The 14,188-nt window shown below is 60.4% G+C and carries 16 protein-coding genes and 1 tRNA gene; 12 read left to right on the forward strand and 5 right to left on the reverse strand.

What is annotated here, in order from left to right; genetic code table 11:
* The first annotated feature begins 172 nt into the window (after positions 1 to 172).
* The 3 genes from ACPPVP_RS04975 (at position 173) to ACPPVP_RS04985 (ending at position 1,195) form a co-directional block, all read left to right on the forward strand.
* Positions 173 to 796 (forward strand): Maf-like protein, encoded by a 624-nt coding sequence (locus ACPPVP_RS04975; RefSeq protein ID WP_426531835.1) that lies wholly within the window; start codon positions 173 to 175, stop codon positions 794 to 796.
* Positions 786 to 980, forward strand: a complete 195-nt coding sequence (gene yacG, locus ACPPVP_RS04980; protein ID WP_426531837.1) for a DNA gyrase inhibitor YacG — start codon at positions 786 to 788, stop codon at positions 978 to 980. The genes ACPPVP_RS04975 and yacG overlap by 11 nt, the downstream gene beginning before the upstream one ends.
* 139 nt (positions 981 to 1,119) lie before the next feature.
* Positions 1,120 to 1,195, forward strand: a tRNA-Phe gene (locus ACPPVP_RS04985).
* 145 nt (positions 1,196 to 1,340) lie between these two features.
* On the opposite strand, the gene ACPPVP_RS04990 is transcribed toward ACPPVP_RS04985, so the two are convergent.
* Positions 1,341 to 2,141, reverse strand: coding sequence for a hypothetical protein (locus ACPPVP_RS04990; protein ID WP_426531839.1), 801 nt, complete (start codon positions 2,139 to 2,141; stop codon positions 1,341 to 1,343).
* Between the two features lie 89 nt (positions 2,142 to 2,230).
* Positions 2,231 to 3,106 (reverse strand): hypothetical protein, encoded by an 876-nt coding sequence (locus ACPPVP_RS04995; RefSeq protein WP_426531841.1) that lies wholly within the window; start codon positions 3,104 to 3,106, stop codon positions 2,231 to 2,233.
* A 604-nt stretch (positions 3,107 to 3,710) separates the two neighbouring features.
* On the opposite strand from ACPPVP_RS04995, the gene ACPPVP_RS05000 reads away from it, so the two are divergent.
* The 4 genes from ACPPVP_RS05000 (at position 3,711) to ACPPVP_RS05015 (ending at position 6,688) form a co-directional block, all read left to right on the forward strand.
* Positions 3,711 to 4,409 carry a hypothetical protein gene (locus ACPPVP_RS05000; RefSeq protein ID WP_426531843.1) on the forward strand — a complete coding sequence of 233 codons (699 nt, stop codon included), beginning with the start codon at positions 3,711 to 3,713 and terminating at the stop codon, positions 4,407 to 4,409.
* Positions 4,410 to 4,644: 235 nt separating this feature from the next.
* Positions 4,645 to 5,127: a hypothetical protein gene (locus tag ACPPVP_RS05005; RefSeq protein WP_426537678.1), complete on the forward strand. Its 483-nt coding sequence runs from the start codon at positions 4,645 to 4,647 to the stop codon at positions 5,125 to 5,127.
* 273 nt (positions 5,128 to 5,400) lie between these two features.
* Positions 5,401 to 5,607, forward strand: coding sequence for a hypothetical protein (locus ACPPVP_RS05010; RefSeq protein ID WP_426531845.1), 207 nt, complete (start codon positions 5,401 to 5,403; stop codon positions 5,605 to 5,607).
* Positions 5,608 to 6,031: 424 nt separating this feature from the next.
* On the forward strand, positions 6,032 to 6,688 hold the full coding sequence (locus tag ACPPVP_RS05015) for an FABP family protein (protein WP_426531847.1): 657 nt from the start codon (positions 6,032 to 6,034) through the stop codon (positions 6,686 to 6,688).
* A gap of 103 nt (positions 6,689 to 6,791) precedes the next feature.
* On the opposite strand, the gene ACPPVP_RS05020 is transcribed toward ACPPVP_RS05015, so the two are convergent.
* Together ACPPVP_RS05020 and ACPPVP_RS05025 are read right to left on the reverse strand one after the other, a co-directional pair.
* Positions 6,792 to 7,166 (reverse strand): carboxymuconolactone decarboxylase family protein, encoded by a 375-nt coding sequence (locus ACPPVP_RS05020; protein ID WP_426531849.1) that lies wholly within the window; start codon positions 7,164 to 7,166, stop codon positions 6,792 to 6,794.
* Positions 7,167 to 7,195: 29 nt separating this feature from the next.
* Positions 7,196 to 8,161: a Bug family tripartite tricarboxylate transporter substrate binding protein gene (locus tag ACPPVP_RS05025; RefSeq protein ID WP_426531851.1), complete on the reverse strand. Its 966-nt coding sequence runs from the start codon at positions 8,159 to 8,161 to the stop codon at positions 7,196 to 7,198.
* Positions 8,162 to 8,286: 125 nt separating this feature from the next.
* Between ACPPVP_RS05025 and ACPPVP_RS05030 the strand changes: the two genes are divergently transcribed.
* Positions 8,287 to 9,183 (forward strand): amidohydrolase family protein, encoded by an 897-nt coding sequence (locus ACPPVP_RS05030; RefSeq protein ID WP_426531853.1) that lies wholly within the window; start codon positions 8,287 to 8,289, stop codon positions 9,181 to 9,183.
* 7 nt (positions 9,184 to 9,190) lie between these two features.
* A complete protein-coding gene (locus ACPPVP_RS05035; protein ID WP_426531855.1) occupies positions 9,191 to 9,880 on the forward strand; it encodes a GntR family transcriptional regulator in 690 nt (229 codons plus the stop codon).
* Between the two features lie 275 nt (positions 9,881 to 10,155).
* On the opposite strand, the gene ACPPVP_RS05040 is transcribed toward ACPPVP_RS05035, so the two are convergent.
* Positions 10,156 to 11,133, reverse strand: a complete 978-nt coding sequence (locus ACPPVP_RS05040; protein WP_426531857.1) for a tripartite tricarboxylate transporter substrate binding protein — start codon at positions 11,131 to 11,133, stop codon at positions 10,156 to 10,158.
* A 430-nt stretch (positions 11,134 to 11,563) separates the two neighbouring features.
* Here ACPPVP_RS05040 and ACPPVP_RS05045 point away from each other — a divergent pair, with 430 nt between their 5' ends.
* The 3 genes from ACPPVP_RS05045 (at position 11,564) to ACPPVP_RS05055 (ending at position 13,765) form a co-directional block, all read left to right on the forward strand.
* A complete protein-coding gene (locus ACPPVP_RS05045; protein ID WP_426531859.1) occupies positions 11,564 to 12,937 on the forward strand; it encodes a hypothetical protein in 1,374 nt (457 codons plus the stop codon).
* 72 nt (positions 12,938 to 13,009) lie between these two features.
* Positions 13,010 to 13,276 carry a hypothetical protein gene (locus ACPPVP_RS05050; protein ID WP_426531861.1) on the forward strand — a complete coding sequence of 89 codons (267 nt, stop codon included), beginning with the start codon at positions 13,010 to 13,012 and terminating at the stop codon, positions 13,274 to 13,276.
* A 3-nt stretch (positions 13,277 to 13,279) separates the two neighbouring features.
* Positions 13,280 to 13,765, forward strand: coding sequence for a pyridoxamine 5'-phosphate oxidase family protein (locus ACPPVP_RS05055; protein ID WP_426531863.1), 486 nt, complete (start codon positions 13,280 to 13,282; stop codon positions 13,763 to 13,765).
* The last annotated feature ends 423 nt before the right edge of the window (positions 13,766 to 14,188 follow it).

The following is a 14,188-nucleotide window of genomic DNA, read 5'->3' on the forward strand; positions in this document are numbered from 1 at the left end:
GCTCTGTCACGCCCATGACAACGGCCTGTGGTTATGGGTCCCTGCGTTCGCAGGGACGACGGAAGATTGGTAATCCGTTCAAGCACTTGTTCCCCGGTTGTGGAATGGAGTGCCTTCCGATAGGTTCCGCGCGCGCATCCCTCCGAATCCTTATTTCCGCGACAAACCCCGCATGCTTGGCCGCCCCAAAATCGTTCTCGCTTCCGGTTCGCCGCGACGGCTCAGCCTGCTCAACCAGGCCGGCATCGAGCCCGACGCGCTGCGGCCGGCCGATGTCGACGAGACCCCGAAGCGGGGCGAGCTGCCGCGCGCCTGCGCCAATCGCCTCGCCCGCGCCAAGGCCGACGCGGCGCTGAAATCTATCCAGCTCGACGACGAGCTGCGCGGCTCCTTCATTCTCGCCGCCGATACGGTGGTCGCGGTCGGCCGCCGTATTCTCCCCAAGGCCAATCTGGTGGATGAAGCCGCGCAGTGCCTGCGGCTGCTGTCGGGCCGCAATCACCGCGTCTACACCGCCATTTGCCTGGTGACGCCGAAGGAGGCGTTTCGCCAGCGCTTGATCGAAACCCGCGTCCGCTTCAAGCGCCTGAGCGAGGACGACATCCAGGCCTATATCGGCTCCGGCGAATGGCGCGGCAAAGCCGGCGGCTACGCCGTGCAGGGCATCGCTGGATCGTTCGTGGTCAAGATGGTCGGCTCCTACACCAACGTCGTCGGCCTGCCGCTCTACGAATCGGTCACGCTGCTCGGCGGCGAGGGTTTCCCGATCCGCTTCGGCTGGCTCAATGCCAGCTGAGCCCCCCGCCAAAGCCGGGGAAACCAAGGGCGGATCAAAGCCCTGCCCGGAATGCGGCAAGCCGTCGAGCCCGGCCACCGCGCCGTTCTGCTCCCCGCGCTGCCGCGACGTCGACTTGAACCGCTGGCTGTCGGGCAAGTACGTCATCCCCGGCAAAGAGACCGATCCCGAAGACGCGGAATAGGTGTGATTCGCCAATCATTTGGGGAAGGGGCACACGGCGGGCCGCGCCCAGCGAAGCCGCAGGCGAAGCTGGGTGGACATGCGCTCCCGACCTCTCTATAAACCGCCCGCTCGCCTAGCCCTTTGGGCCGTCCGAGTATGCCCAGGTAGCTCAGTTGGTAGAGCATGCGACTGAAAATCGCAGTGTCGGTGGTTCGATCCCGCCCCTGGGCACCATTCAAATATCTGAAATCACTTTATATTTTTTTGCGGGTCGTGCGGCTAATTTGGAGCCGAAAGCAGGATCGTTCGCCGTGTCATGGGCAATGACTACGGCCTGACAGCCTGCGACCCCGTAAAGAGATCATCGGATGGCCGAGCATTATTGCGCTGGCATGTATCCCGCGTCATTATCCAGAGCGGCGCAAAGCCAGGCTCGGTCCGGTCTGGCATCGCTTGCCAGCTTGAACTTGAAATCCATTTTCGGAAGCTGGTAGGTGTGTTCTTTTTCAAGCTTGATATTGATGTCCTGAGAATTTTCAGACTTTCCGACGGGCGGGAAAATGTCCATCTGGTCCGCACCGTAAACCGGATGGATATAGCACGAGCGCATTTCCATGCGGTTCAGGGTCATCGTAAAGGGCGGTTGGAAGAGTGCGTTCGTCGTCACTGATCCTTCATCCACGTGGCCGCTGACCTCGCCGTCTTTGACCTGATATGTGCCTTTCATCCGCACGGCTGCCTGAGATCCTGGCAGCGCGCCGAATTCAAAAGACGCAGGTCCCGCGATGTTTAGAAGCGCGACACCAACCGGCACAGGTGGTGGTGGCCGTGGATTAAGATATCGCGAAGCCATGGCAATGCCGATGACCGCAAATATAAAGACGGTGGAGGTCACCGCCACGTAAAGAAAATAGTTCGGTCGCGTGGTCCGGTCCTGAAGCAGGGACTTGACGACCACCAGCCCGACCCCGGTGACACCGGACGCAAGGCTTGTCCAGATCGCGGAATAAGCATTGGTGACGAATGTGGGCAGCACCTGAAAGGTCGGACTGTTTATGAATTGCGTTCCGATCGTGAAGATGAAAATGACAATCGACGCCGAAAACAGAAGAACGATAAAGATGTCGACCAGATCGAGAGACGGCCTGACCGCAGGCCTGATGGTTTGATCGTTCGTCACAGCGCCGTCCCCGAATTTGTTCTGGCCTGGGTGCACATTGGACGCCCGATCGCCATGAATGGTTCAAAAGTGAAGCAAGATAAAGATCTCTATTGCGGCCATTGCTGATAAAGATTGGCATAGCGCGCTTCCGCGTTGCTTTGGGCCTCGTTCTCCATCTCGTCATAATTGCTGATGTAATCGACTGCGAAGCCGTCCACTGACTCGAGCAGATTGCCGCTGTACCGCATATATTGTTCGATATGAAACATCTCGTGCAGAAGCCACGTTACCCCATCCTGCGTGCTAAGGTCCGGCGCTTGCGAGAAAATCATTATGTTGCCAACGGTGACGGCAAATCCCTGTCCCATCATTTCGTGCCCGGCATTGAGAAAGCCTGGAATCGTGAAGTTCGGGACGCTGCCGATCGTCCAGCGCGCGCTGGCAACGACCGGAAACGGTACGACGCGGCTCAGAATCTGGATGAGCTGCGGATTGAGCGGTTGCGAGTTAGGGAAATAGACTTTGTAGGCGTCACGTAGCGACGCAGCCAGAGGCATTGCGGTCATCTGATTGACGCTGCAAGCCCCTGTCGCAAAGCACTGGCTCAGAAAGCGCCCTTGCGTAAAGGCCATCTCCTGCTGAATCCGCTGCGACGCCGTCAGGGCGTCATAGGCGTTGAGCCAATCACCGCCCAGATTGCTCTGGATTACGTCGCGCTGCACCCGGCTTATGAAATCGTTTCCCTGCTGGATCAGATTTATCGCGCTGCCTGCGGCAACCGCTGGTGCGCCGACCTGAAGGTTCAACTGATTCTGGGCAACTTCATTGGCGGGCCGTCCCTGCAGCAGGTCCTGGGTCGCCTGAATGGGCGCGCGTATGGGTGCGGTAACGGCGTTTCCGACATCAGAGAAAAAATCCGCAGATGCCGGTGTGAAAATCGTCAATATTGCAATGATCGAAACCGGTATGAATCGCAAATTCATCACAACCCCCTGAAAAAAGCGGGTGTTAACTTATGCAATCACGGGCTGCAACGAATGTCACGCGATAGTTTGAAGATCAGGGGGGAGCGTGTCCGGCCCATGCCCGCCGGGCCACATTCGTCTGTTGCCTTACCGAGTCTGACGCCTCGGCCCATGAGGGTGACTGTCCCTCACGCGGAAGGCAAGCAACGGTCAGCTGCCGCTAACATTTATTCCGTCTGGAAGAGGGGCCTTGCCCCAGGCCGTCAAGGCCAGGCCCTTCGGGCGGTTATGCCGGTGTCCCCATCTTTCACTTCGCTGCAAGACGGCTGCGCCGCCCTTCGGGTGAGATTACGGTGACAGTACTGGACTGCACAAAACTCCATGCGCTATTAGGCGCACCGTAATCAAACGCCCGTAATCGCGGATCGAGCAACGCCGAGACGACTTCCGGCAATTTGATATTGGCTTCAATCCAAAGAATAGGACAACGCGATGCGCGGCGGGGGGATCCGCGACGCAACCGCGCGGTGGCAGACCTCTGCCATAGTTGTCATAACTCAACCTGCAAGACCTGATTTGCGCCGAACTGCTTAATGGGCCAACGACGAATTGAGGTCGCTACATGTTCGACCACTTGCGATTGAAATGGACCATCTTTGTCTATAACTATCAATGGCCGGACTACGTTCCCCTGTTTGATGGATGGATCGCCAAGTGTTCGATGGCTGTGCCAATCGTTGGATACCTCATTCTATTCAATGACAGCATTTCGCAGCACATTGCGTTCAATAGTCTCGCCAGCGAGCAGCTACTCAGCTTCGGCATTTCGCCCGGAGCGCGGCTGAAATTTCTATATTTCGGGCTCTTAGCCTTAGGCGCATCGAACATCGTCTATCGAATTCGACGCCCATACGCGCTCAAAATTGGCAAAAACCAATTCGAATATGTTGAGGCGGCCCTGAAATACTTCACCGTGGACGATTACATTCAAATAAATGGGGAAATCAAAAGCAGCGATTTCGATCCTTATACCCAACACGGAAAATACTACAGTTCCGAGTTCGACGCGTTTTTAAAAATGTCTATCGGTGGCAACTACGGGAAAGATGCAGACGCCACACATTGGGTGGAAGCGAAAAGAAAATTCGAAGGTTTGCTAAGAGCAATGCTTATCGAGACTTTCTTTCGACAAAAAATTCGAAGGAGATATTCTTTGACGTTCTGCATTGTTCTTTCCCTTATCGGATATTTTTTGTTGCTCGTTCCAAGTGCCGATCTGTTCTTAAAGGTCATGTCTGTTGTCTTAGGTTACCGGACGTAAAAGGTTCGCCGATCTCGATTTCATTACGGTGACAGTGCACTAAAATTCAACCGCCTGATTAAGTGCACTGGCACCGTATTGCCCGCGCTTGAAAGCGCGTTCAAGGACGTTGCTGATAGACTTCGCGTGCCACTGCCTCCGCCGCGACACCTCCCGGCATTCGACTGTTTAACCATCCGTTAACCATAGCTATTGATGATGCTTCTCGTGTGTGTTCGCGACGAGCTTGAACTACATGGCGCAGCGTAATTCCAGAGCGTCAGTTGAAGGGGATGAGGGCGCCCTGAGCTTTCCCTCCCCGCTGGCACCAGACAAGGGAGCAACAGCCCTCGATCTGGTATATCAAGCAGCCGATATTTTCCGCGGTATGGAGAAGCACGCCCGCGAGACGGAAGCTCGCGCCCAGTCGCTTTGCGCGAGCGCCTTGGAAGGATTGCGGCTTGCCGAAATGCGAGCGGAGGCCGCCGAGCAGGCACAACGCGAACTCATCGTCACCGCCGAACTTAAGCTGCAACAAGCGTGTCGAGCGCTGGAACAAGCCCGGTCCTGTATTGAAGGTCAGAAGGACAAGTTGACCGCCGTAGAGCTTCGTGCCGAAGTTGCTGAAGCTGAAGCGCGACAAGCCAAGGAGGCGCTCGCGCTCGTCGAAGAGGCCATTCGCAAGCGTCTGCTTTGCGCAAGCCCGGATGCCGGTGTCAGGTTGACAGCGGTAGCCTGACCCATAGCGACTGCCATGGCTCACCGGGTACTACAGTGGGCAGGCGCGGCACGAGCGAACACGCTGCTGTGAGCTTGACGGCAGCCGCCTCCTTTAGGCCAACCATTTGAAATCGGGCGGCGCATGTCGGGGCTCAAGTAAGCGTGTGCGCCAATTCAACATGACAGAGCCGAACGATAACCGGTTATTAACCAAGTTGGATTATCTGGAGAGTTGGGCATTCGGGGCGTGTGTGCTGGCTTGCGGGCCAGCCGGTAGTGTAGGCGTGGACCCATGGCCCTTGACCCCGAAGAGTTCGTCACCCTCACAGATCACGGCTCGATGAAACTGCGCGCGGCCGTTTCGCGCGCGATGACCTTGCTACCCAAGGAACGCAAGCGGGCGACAATCGTTCGCGAGGGTGAACCGGCGATCCTGAATTTCGACCAGATCAAGAACCTTGCGGCGCAGTGGGACGAACGGCTCGTGCCAATCGACTAGTTGCGCCGTGCCAGGTTCAATCGGGCCGTGCCCCAGTCGAAGCGGTAGTTGATCCGCAGGCTGACCATATCGACGAAATTTTTCCCTCCCCGGAGCTAGCGTGAATGAAGCATGCTTGCCGGTCCCCTCAACAAAAAAGCATGCTTCACGTCATTTTTTTTCTCTCCCCCGATAGGTGTCCCAAAAGTACTGGTGGCGACGGGGATCAAAATGTGGATGCGCCCCGGTTTGGCGGCCAGTTACAACCACTCATCGCGATCAATCTATTTTTCGTCTTCAACGCACAGCAGGGATCTCGCGGCACTGCGCCTCATCCCGTGGGCTACTTGCTTAAACGAAACGCCATACCAGTCGGATGATCGAGTGACTCCACGCTGGCAGTCGGCATAAGATTGCCGATACCGCCATCACGCGAGGCCTTCGCATGCTGCCCATTCCCGCAGATATCTTCACCGAACCCGACGACGTATCCCCCGACAGCCTGGCCAATCTCGGACCCCTGCGCCATCTGGCAGGCGTTTGGCAGGCCGACAAGGGCGTGGACGTCAATCCCAAGGCCGACGGCCCCGAGCGGCGGGTGTTTCGCGAGCATATCCGGATGGACCCGATCGATCCGCAGGCCAATGGACCGCAGCTCTTTTATGGCTTGCGTTATCACATCCACATCAACACGCCCGAAGAAGACATCACCTTCCACGATCAGGTCGGCTACTGGCTTTGGGAGCCGGCGACCGGCCTGATCCTGCAGACCGTGGCTATCCCGCGCGGCCAGGTCCTGCTCGCATCGGGCCAGGCGAAGCCGGATGACATGAAGATCTCCGTCACCGCGAAGCGCGGCGACACGCGTTACGGAATCTGTTCGACGGAATTTCTGGACGAAGCTTTCCGCACCGAAAGCTACCGTTGCGGCATCACCTTCAACACTGACGGCAGCTGGACCTATCTCATCGAAACCGAGCTAATGGTGAAGGGAAGGGACCAGCCGTTCAATCATCACGACTCCAACACCTTGCAGCGCGTCGGGGCGCCGGCACTCAATCCGTTGGCGGCCATCCTGAAAGATCGCGAAGAGAAGAAATAGCAGGCGTAGCCCGGATGAGCGGAGCGACATCCGGGGTGAGGTTAGCGCTGCTCCCGCATATCGCTCCGCTCATGCGGGCTACCGGCGAACAAGCGAGCGTCGTTCACTCCGGAAAAAGACCCGCCAGAATTTCCCCGGCCATGTTGAACGCCGCCACGCCGCGGAACAGGGCGGCGATGCCGGCGGCGGCGTGCAGTTCTTCCAGCGTCGCGCCGGCCTTGATCGCGGCCTTGGCGTGGTTGGCGGCGGCTTCGGAGGTCTGCACCAGCAGGATCGCAAAGGCCATCAATTGCACGGTCTTCTGATCCAGCGCATCCGGCGTCAACGCCGCGATCCGCCAGTCTTCCAGCGCCGTCACCAGATCCGGATCGATGCGCATGCCGAGTTCGAGTCGCTTCGCGATCTTGGGCGGCGTGAAGCCGATCATGGATTCGTAGCGCGACTTCAACTCGTCCAGTGACGCCGGCTTTTTAGTCATGCGCTTCTCTTCCTCGTCTCGACGCCGGTTCACTCGACCTTGGCGCCGGAGGTTTTTACCACCTCGCCCCACTTGTCGACCTCGCTGCGCAGGAAAGCGCCGAACGCATCGCCGGACAACGTGCCGGGCTCGGCGCCGACGTCGGCCAGCCGCTTCGCCATGTCAGGCTCGCTCATCACCTTGCTGACGGCTTCGATCAGCGCCTTCGTGACGTCAGGTGGTGTCTTGGCGGGCGCAACCAGGCCGAACCACGACGAGGCCTCGAAATTCGCCACACCCGCTTCGACCATGGTCGGAAGCTCGGGAAACAGCGGCGAGCGCGCGGCGCCGGCGACGGCCAGCGCGCGGATCTTGCCGCCCTGCACCTGCGGACGAACGGCCGGCATGTTGTCGAACATCATCGGCATCTCGCCGGAGATCAGATCGTTCATCGCCGGCGCCGCGCCGCGATACGGCACGTGAACGATATCGATGCCGGCCCGCGCCTTCAGCAGTTCGCCGGCCAGATGATTGGTCGAACCAAGACCCGACGATCCGAAATTGAGCTTTCCGGGCGACGCCTTGGCCAGCGCGATCAGTTCGGACACGGTTGTCGCCTTCACGCCAGGATTCACCGCCAGCACGATCGGCACCGATGCAATCAACGCGATCGGAGTGAAATCCTGTGCCGGATTGAACGACAGTTTTGAATACAGCGATTGATTGACGACCAGCGGCCCCGGCGCTGTCAGCAGCAGCGTGTAGCCATCGGCCGGCGAGCGCGCCACGGCTTCGGCGCCGATATTGCCGCCACCGCCGCCGCGGTTGTCGATGACCACGGACTGCCCCCACAATTCGGACAATCGATTTCCCAGCAGGCGCGCCACCACGTCATTCGATCCACCGGCCGGGAAGGGGACCACGATCTTGACGCCGCGCTCGGGGAATTCGGCGTGCGCCGCCTGCCCGATCAACGATGCCATGACGAGGGCCAGCACGGAAATGAGGTACCGCATTCGCGTCTCCAGATAATCGATTTTTTTTATTTCGTCGATTTTAAGTTGACAGCAATAAGGACGGCCGTCAAATCGGCCGTCGTCATGCCGTCCGATCAAAGTTACCGACAGGTCAATGAGGAGCCATGAGCGCGTATCAATCCGGCACAGTGAAACCTTGTCCCGGTCCGGACCGCCATCCGAGACGTCCGGTCTATGCCATGCCGGCGGGCGCCTGCGACACGCATGTCCATGTCTTCGGACCACAGGCTGAGTTTCCCTTCAGCGACCAGCGCAGCTACACGCCGGAGGACTGCACCTGTGAAGACCTGATGCAGCTTCACGCCACGCTCGGAATCGATCGCGCCGTCATCGTGCACGGCGGCGCGCATGGCACCGATAACAGCGCCACGCTCGCGGCGCTTGACCGCCATCCCGAAAAATTTCGCGGCGTTGCCGTCATCCCGTCCGGATTGCCCCGGGCTGAACTGGAGGACATGAACCGGCGCGGCATGCGCGGTTGCCGCATGTCGACGGTGGTGAGCGGCGGCGCTTCGTTCGCGCATCTCGGCGGACTGGCCGGGGAAACCTTCGATCTGGGCTGGCACCTCGTGCTGCATTTCAACAAGGCAACCGAACTGGTGGAGGTGGCGCCACAGCTCAAGCAAATTCAAAACCCGTTCGTGCTCGATCATCTCGCGCGGATCAGCGCCACTGAGGGCGTCGACTCCGAGCCGTTCCGGACGCTGCTGCGGCTGCTCGACACCGATCGATGCTGGATCAAGCTCGCCAGCCTTTATCGCCTGTCTTCGGAGCCCTATCCCCATCGCGACATGCTGCCGATGATCGAAAAGGTCGTCGAATTGCGTCCGGACCGCATCCTGTGGGGCAGCAACTGGCCGCATCCGATCTGTCCCGTGCCGATGCCTGACGACGGCGATCTGGTCGATCTGATTCCGCTGTGGCTGCCGGACAGGCGCACGCAGCAACTCGCTTTGGTCGCCAACCCCGCTTTGCTTTACGGTTTCGACCCGGTACCCTGAGCGCACCATGATCGACGCACGCACCGCCGCCGTTCCGGCCTCCGCCACGCTCTCGACGACGCTGGTCGCCCGCCTGCGCGACGCGATCATGCGCGGTGAATTGCTGCCGGGAAGCAAGCTCAACCTGGACCGGCTGCGCACGGCCTTCGGCGTCAGCCTCAGTCCGCTGCGCGAAGCGCTCTGCCGCCTGGAAAATGACGGCCTGGTCGCCCTGATCGACCAGCGTGGCTACCGCGTCACGCCGGTCTCCGCGGATAACCTCACCGAGATCATCCGGCTCCGTGTCGAACTCGAGGGTCTCGCGATCAAGGAGGCGATCGAACACGGCGACGTCGCCTGGGAAGGCCGTATCCTCGCGGCGCTGCATCAACTGAGCCGCTGCAAGCGTGGCGCGCGGTCCGCAGCCGAGCAGGAGGTTTGGGAGACCGCCCATCGCGCCTTCCATGCCGAACTGATTTCGGCGTGCCAGATGCCGCTGCTCCGCCAGTTCTGCGCCACCCTGCACGATCAGAGCGATCGCTATCGCCGGATCTTTCTCAAGAAGAATGCGCCGGACCGCAAGGTGCCGGCCGAGCACACCGCGCTCGCGCAGGCGATGATCGAGCGCCGCGCGCGCGACGCCACGCGGATCCTGCGTGAGCACATCGAACGCACCGGGCGCAACATTCAGGCGGCGCTGGCGCTCAGCTCGAAATAATACTCAATTCGTAGCCCGGATGAGCGCAGCGACATCCGGGATCTACTAATCCCCGCATATCGCAAGCGCTCATGCGGGCTACCTCGCGCAAGCGCATCCATGTTGCGCGCACGCCATCGTCCAGCGAATTCCGGGATAATGGCGTTGTGCCGCTGATTTGCCCGACGTGTCAAGTTGTCGAACCAAACCTTGGACTGCGGCCGCCGCCGGCTACTTTGCATGGGGTTGTTTTCGATATTTTTGGTGCGAGGCCCGGCAGCCCGGCGCGACGCATCTCACTTCTGCTCTTGCGCCTTCATCTCTTCTGCGAACGGCTGCAGCGCCTTGTTCATGTCGTCGAGACGCTTTTGCCACTCGGCGCCGGGCATGAAGGCGAGAACGGCGGCGTCGGCGGGCGAGGCCTTGATGAACTCAGGGTCGCGCAGGCCTTCGGCGATGGCGGCTTCGAGCTTCCTGGCGATCTCGTCGGGGACGGCCTTGGGTACCGCAAAACCGCGTTCGGCGGTCATCGTCACCGCGATGCCCAACTCCTCGGCGGTTGGAACGTCGGGGAGAACGGGTGAGCGCTGCTTAGAAAGAATCGCGAGGGCGCGGACGGTCCCCTTGCCGCCGCCATGCAGTTCGGGCACTTCGCTGACGCTGACCATGCCGACCTCCAGATGGCCACCGAGCAGATCGGTCCGCTGTACAGCGGTGCCACGATAGGAGATTTCGTTGGGCTCGACCTTGGCGGCGCCCGCCAGCATGCGGATCGCCAGATGGCCGTTGGTGCCTGCACCGTTGTGGCCGAACGTCACCGAGCCCGGCTTGCTGCGCAGCGCCGCCAGCACGTCCGCCAGCGTGGCGTACTTGCTGTCCGCCGGCACCACGATCACGCTGGGATCGTCCACCACGCGCGCGATCAGGCGAATTTCATCCATGCTGTATTGGGTTTTCCGCGTCATCGGGATGAAATTGTAGCCGGGCACGTTGACCACGCCGATCGAATAGGCGTCGGGCGCAGCGCGCTGGATTCCGGCAAAGGCAATCTCGCCGCCGGCGCCGGGCTTGTTCAGCACGACGAACTTGGTCTTGCCGCCCAGCCGCTGCTCGACGAACGGTAATAGCTTGCGCGCCATGACGTCGGTCGCGCCGCTGGGCGCAAAGCCGATGACGACTTCGATCGGCTTGTCGTCCGGCCATCCCGCCCAGGCTGATCCGCAAGCTACGACCCCGACGACTGCTGCAACCAGCGCGACGACCTTACGATGCATGAAATTCCACCCTTTTCTTGTTGTTAGCCGGCCGCCCGCCGCCGGGGCAGCGCGACCGATGATTTGCGATCGCTTTGTAACTGCCCGGCTCGGCGAAGAACAGCCGGCGCAACAGCACGCATAGCCGCATGCGCGGCTTGTCCGGCGTAGCTCAACGAGCGAAGGCGGAAGCGATATCCGACTTTGGCTGATGCCGATCCTCACACATTGCTTTGCTCATGTGATCGACTCGCGAAGGCTGTACGCGGGCTTCGACCAGAAGCGGACATTTGCGGCTTGCAATCTTACGGCGCGAGTAATCCAGTTCACACCCGCTATTCCATGGCTGGTCTAGGATTCCTCCAAGGCCATTCTAGACACTCGCTCAAAACTTGACGTCGCCCGGGAGCAGACGAGCTGAACCGTCTGTTCTCAAGACATGGAGGCCTGTATGCCTGATTTCGATCGCAAGCACGCATTGATCTCAATTGCAGATGTAGACTACGCATGGCTCCGCGACATCCTCGTGGCGCTTCACGGCGGCGCCCCTTCGAACTGGGCCATCCTGTGCGTATGTTTCAAGGACGACCCCGTGTCACTGCCGCCGCTGGATCATTACCGCAAGCTCTTCACCAGCGAAGGCGCGGGCACCATGAACATGGTGGAGTTCTTCCGCGACATGTCGCACGGGCAGATCGACGTCGGCGCCTCAAAGGTCTTCGGATGGTATCGATTGGACCGCCCGCGCAGCGACTACGTCGGCAACGTCTACCCGCAGCCTGACGGCAAACTCAACCGCAATGGGCTTCTGGACGCGGGAAAGGCCGCCGCGACCGCTGCCAAGGTGGATCTCTCGAAGTTCGACGGCGTCGTCGTATCCGGTTATGGCGGCACCGATTTGTGCGGCTGGCTCGGCGGGATGGCCGCGCTGTGCGATGCCAATTCATTGCAGCCCAGTCTGCTGGGACAGGAGATGGGCCATGGCTACGGCCTGGACCACGCGCGGCTGAACGGATCGACGGCGGACTACCAGGACCCGTGGGACGTCATGAGCACCGCGGCCTGGCCTGACCGTCAGGCGCCCAACACCGACTACGTCAGCATCGGCCCCGGGCTGAACGCCGCATGCATGCGGTCACGCGGCTGGCTGGATGAAACGCGGGTGTGGAGCGGACCGTACGCCGGCTTTGACTCCGTCATCACGCTCCGTCCGCTGCATCACCGCCAACTGAGCGGCTACCTCGCCGCCGAGGTCGGCCCGTATCTGGTCGAACTGCGGGTACGCGATCGCTGGGACGCTGCCATTCCGCGCGCGGCGGTGCTGGTCCACCGTTTCTCCGACAACCACAGCTACCTGATGCCCGCCTCCAGCGGTTCCGAGGACCTCGGTGAAGGCGAGCAGTTCGAATCCGGCAGCGCGGACCACGTCTTTCGGCCGCACGTTCTGGTCAAGGTGCTCGATATCGACGAAGGCGGCCGCACTGCGAGGGTCCGAATAGGCTGGCGCCCGCAACAATTCCCGCCGAACTACGAGATCGTCGGCCACCTGATCGGGGCCGTCGCGATCGACGGCGGCGGCGGCATCATCGTCAACGGCAAGTTCATCCCGGTGCCGCCAAGGGGGCCGGAGTACCAACTGCTCAGCGCGCTCAGTAATGCCTTGTCCAGCGACATCACGGCATCGGTGTCTGCGGGAACGTCCTACAAACGGGACCTGTTGCGGCAGGTGGTGAAGAGCGCCCTGCAAATGCAGGCGGAGCTGGCGGAGGTAACGCATTCACCGCCGCGTCGCGATACGCCACAGCGCAGGAACCGAGAGCATTAGGTCTCGCTCGCAAGACGATCCCTGCTCGGCAGCAAGCGTGGCCCGGATAAGCGAAGCGACATCCGGGTTTCGGTGTTCCGATTTCCGCATATCGAGGAGCCTGTCATCTCCGCGCGAGCGCAATTGCGTTCGTGGCGCGCACACAGCATCGGCGGCAAAATCGTTCCAGAAATGTTCGAGATAGATGCGCTCACGGCCGGTAACCAGCGCCAGCGGCGTTTTGCCGAAGAAGTGGAAGTGCCAGAGGTCGTGCAGCAGAAAGACGTTATTCCATTCGCCAACGCCCGGGAGGAACAACGCCGCCGGCGTGTCGTTAACACTCCTGTAGCAATGGAGTAAAACATGACCAACGACAACGCTCGCGACGTCGAGCGCGCATGGGAATTGATGAAGAAGATCGGTTTCGCGATGCTCGTGACGCGCGATGGAGACAAGCTGCGCGCCCGGCCCATGAGCGCGTATCTTGAGCGCGAGAGCAACACGATCTATTTCCTGACCGATGCGCGGCGTCACAAGGACGAAGAGATCGCGCGCAACCCCGGCATCAATCTCAGCTTTGCCGACGCCTCTGCCCAGAAGTACGTCTCTTTGACCGCGACCGCGGTCGTTTCCAATGACCGCGCCAAGATCAAGGAATTGTTTTCGACGCCTGCGAAAGCGTGGTGGGAAAGCGCCGATGATCCGAACATCCGCGTCCTGAAAGTCACGCCCGACGATGCGGAATATTGGGATTCGCCGGGCACCATTGTCTCATACGTGAAGATGGCAGCTGCCGCCGTCACCGGCACGCGGCCCGATATCGGTGAAAACCGCAAGATCTCGATGTGACCTCGAGGAGGAAAGCCGTAGCCCGGATGAAGCGAAGCGCAACCTGGGACAGTGTAGCCGTCGAGAGAGAAACCCGGTTGCGCTCCGCTTCACCCGGGCTACTTGCTGTTTTATCGTCGCCGATGTGGCTTGGGTTTCGGAGGGTCTGTTCCGGTAATGGCCCGATACCACGCGGCGTCTGATTGCGCGAGCGCTCTGTCAGCAGCAAGATCCGATTGCGCACGATAGAACTGACTTAGGCCGAGGTAGCAATCGGTGCGTGCCGGTCCGTGAGGTATCGCCTCGCAATTCGGTTGCGCGTTCGCAACGGCAGGCGGAGCCACCAGCAAGGCTGTGAAGAGACTTGCAGTCCAGGGTCGCATACTGCCTCCAAGTGCCCCCGCACGGGCAAGCCATCGGATTCAGTAATAACTACGCCGGCGC

The organism is Bradyrhizobium sp. McL0615 (assembly GCF_049993905.1).
GTDB lineage: Bacteria > Pseudomonadota > Alphaproteobacteria > Rhizobiales > Xanthobacteraceae > Bradyrhizobium.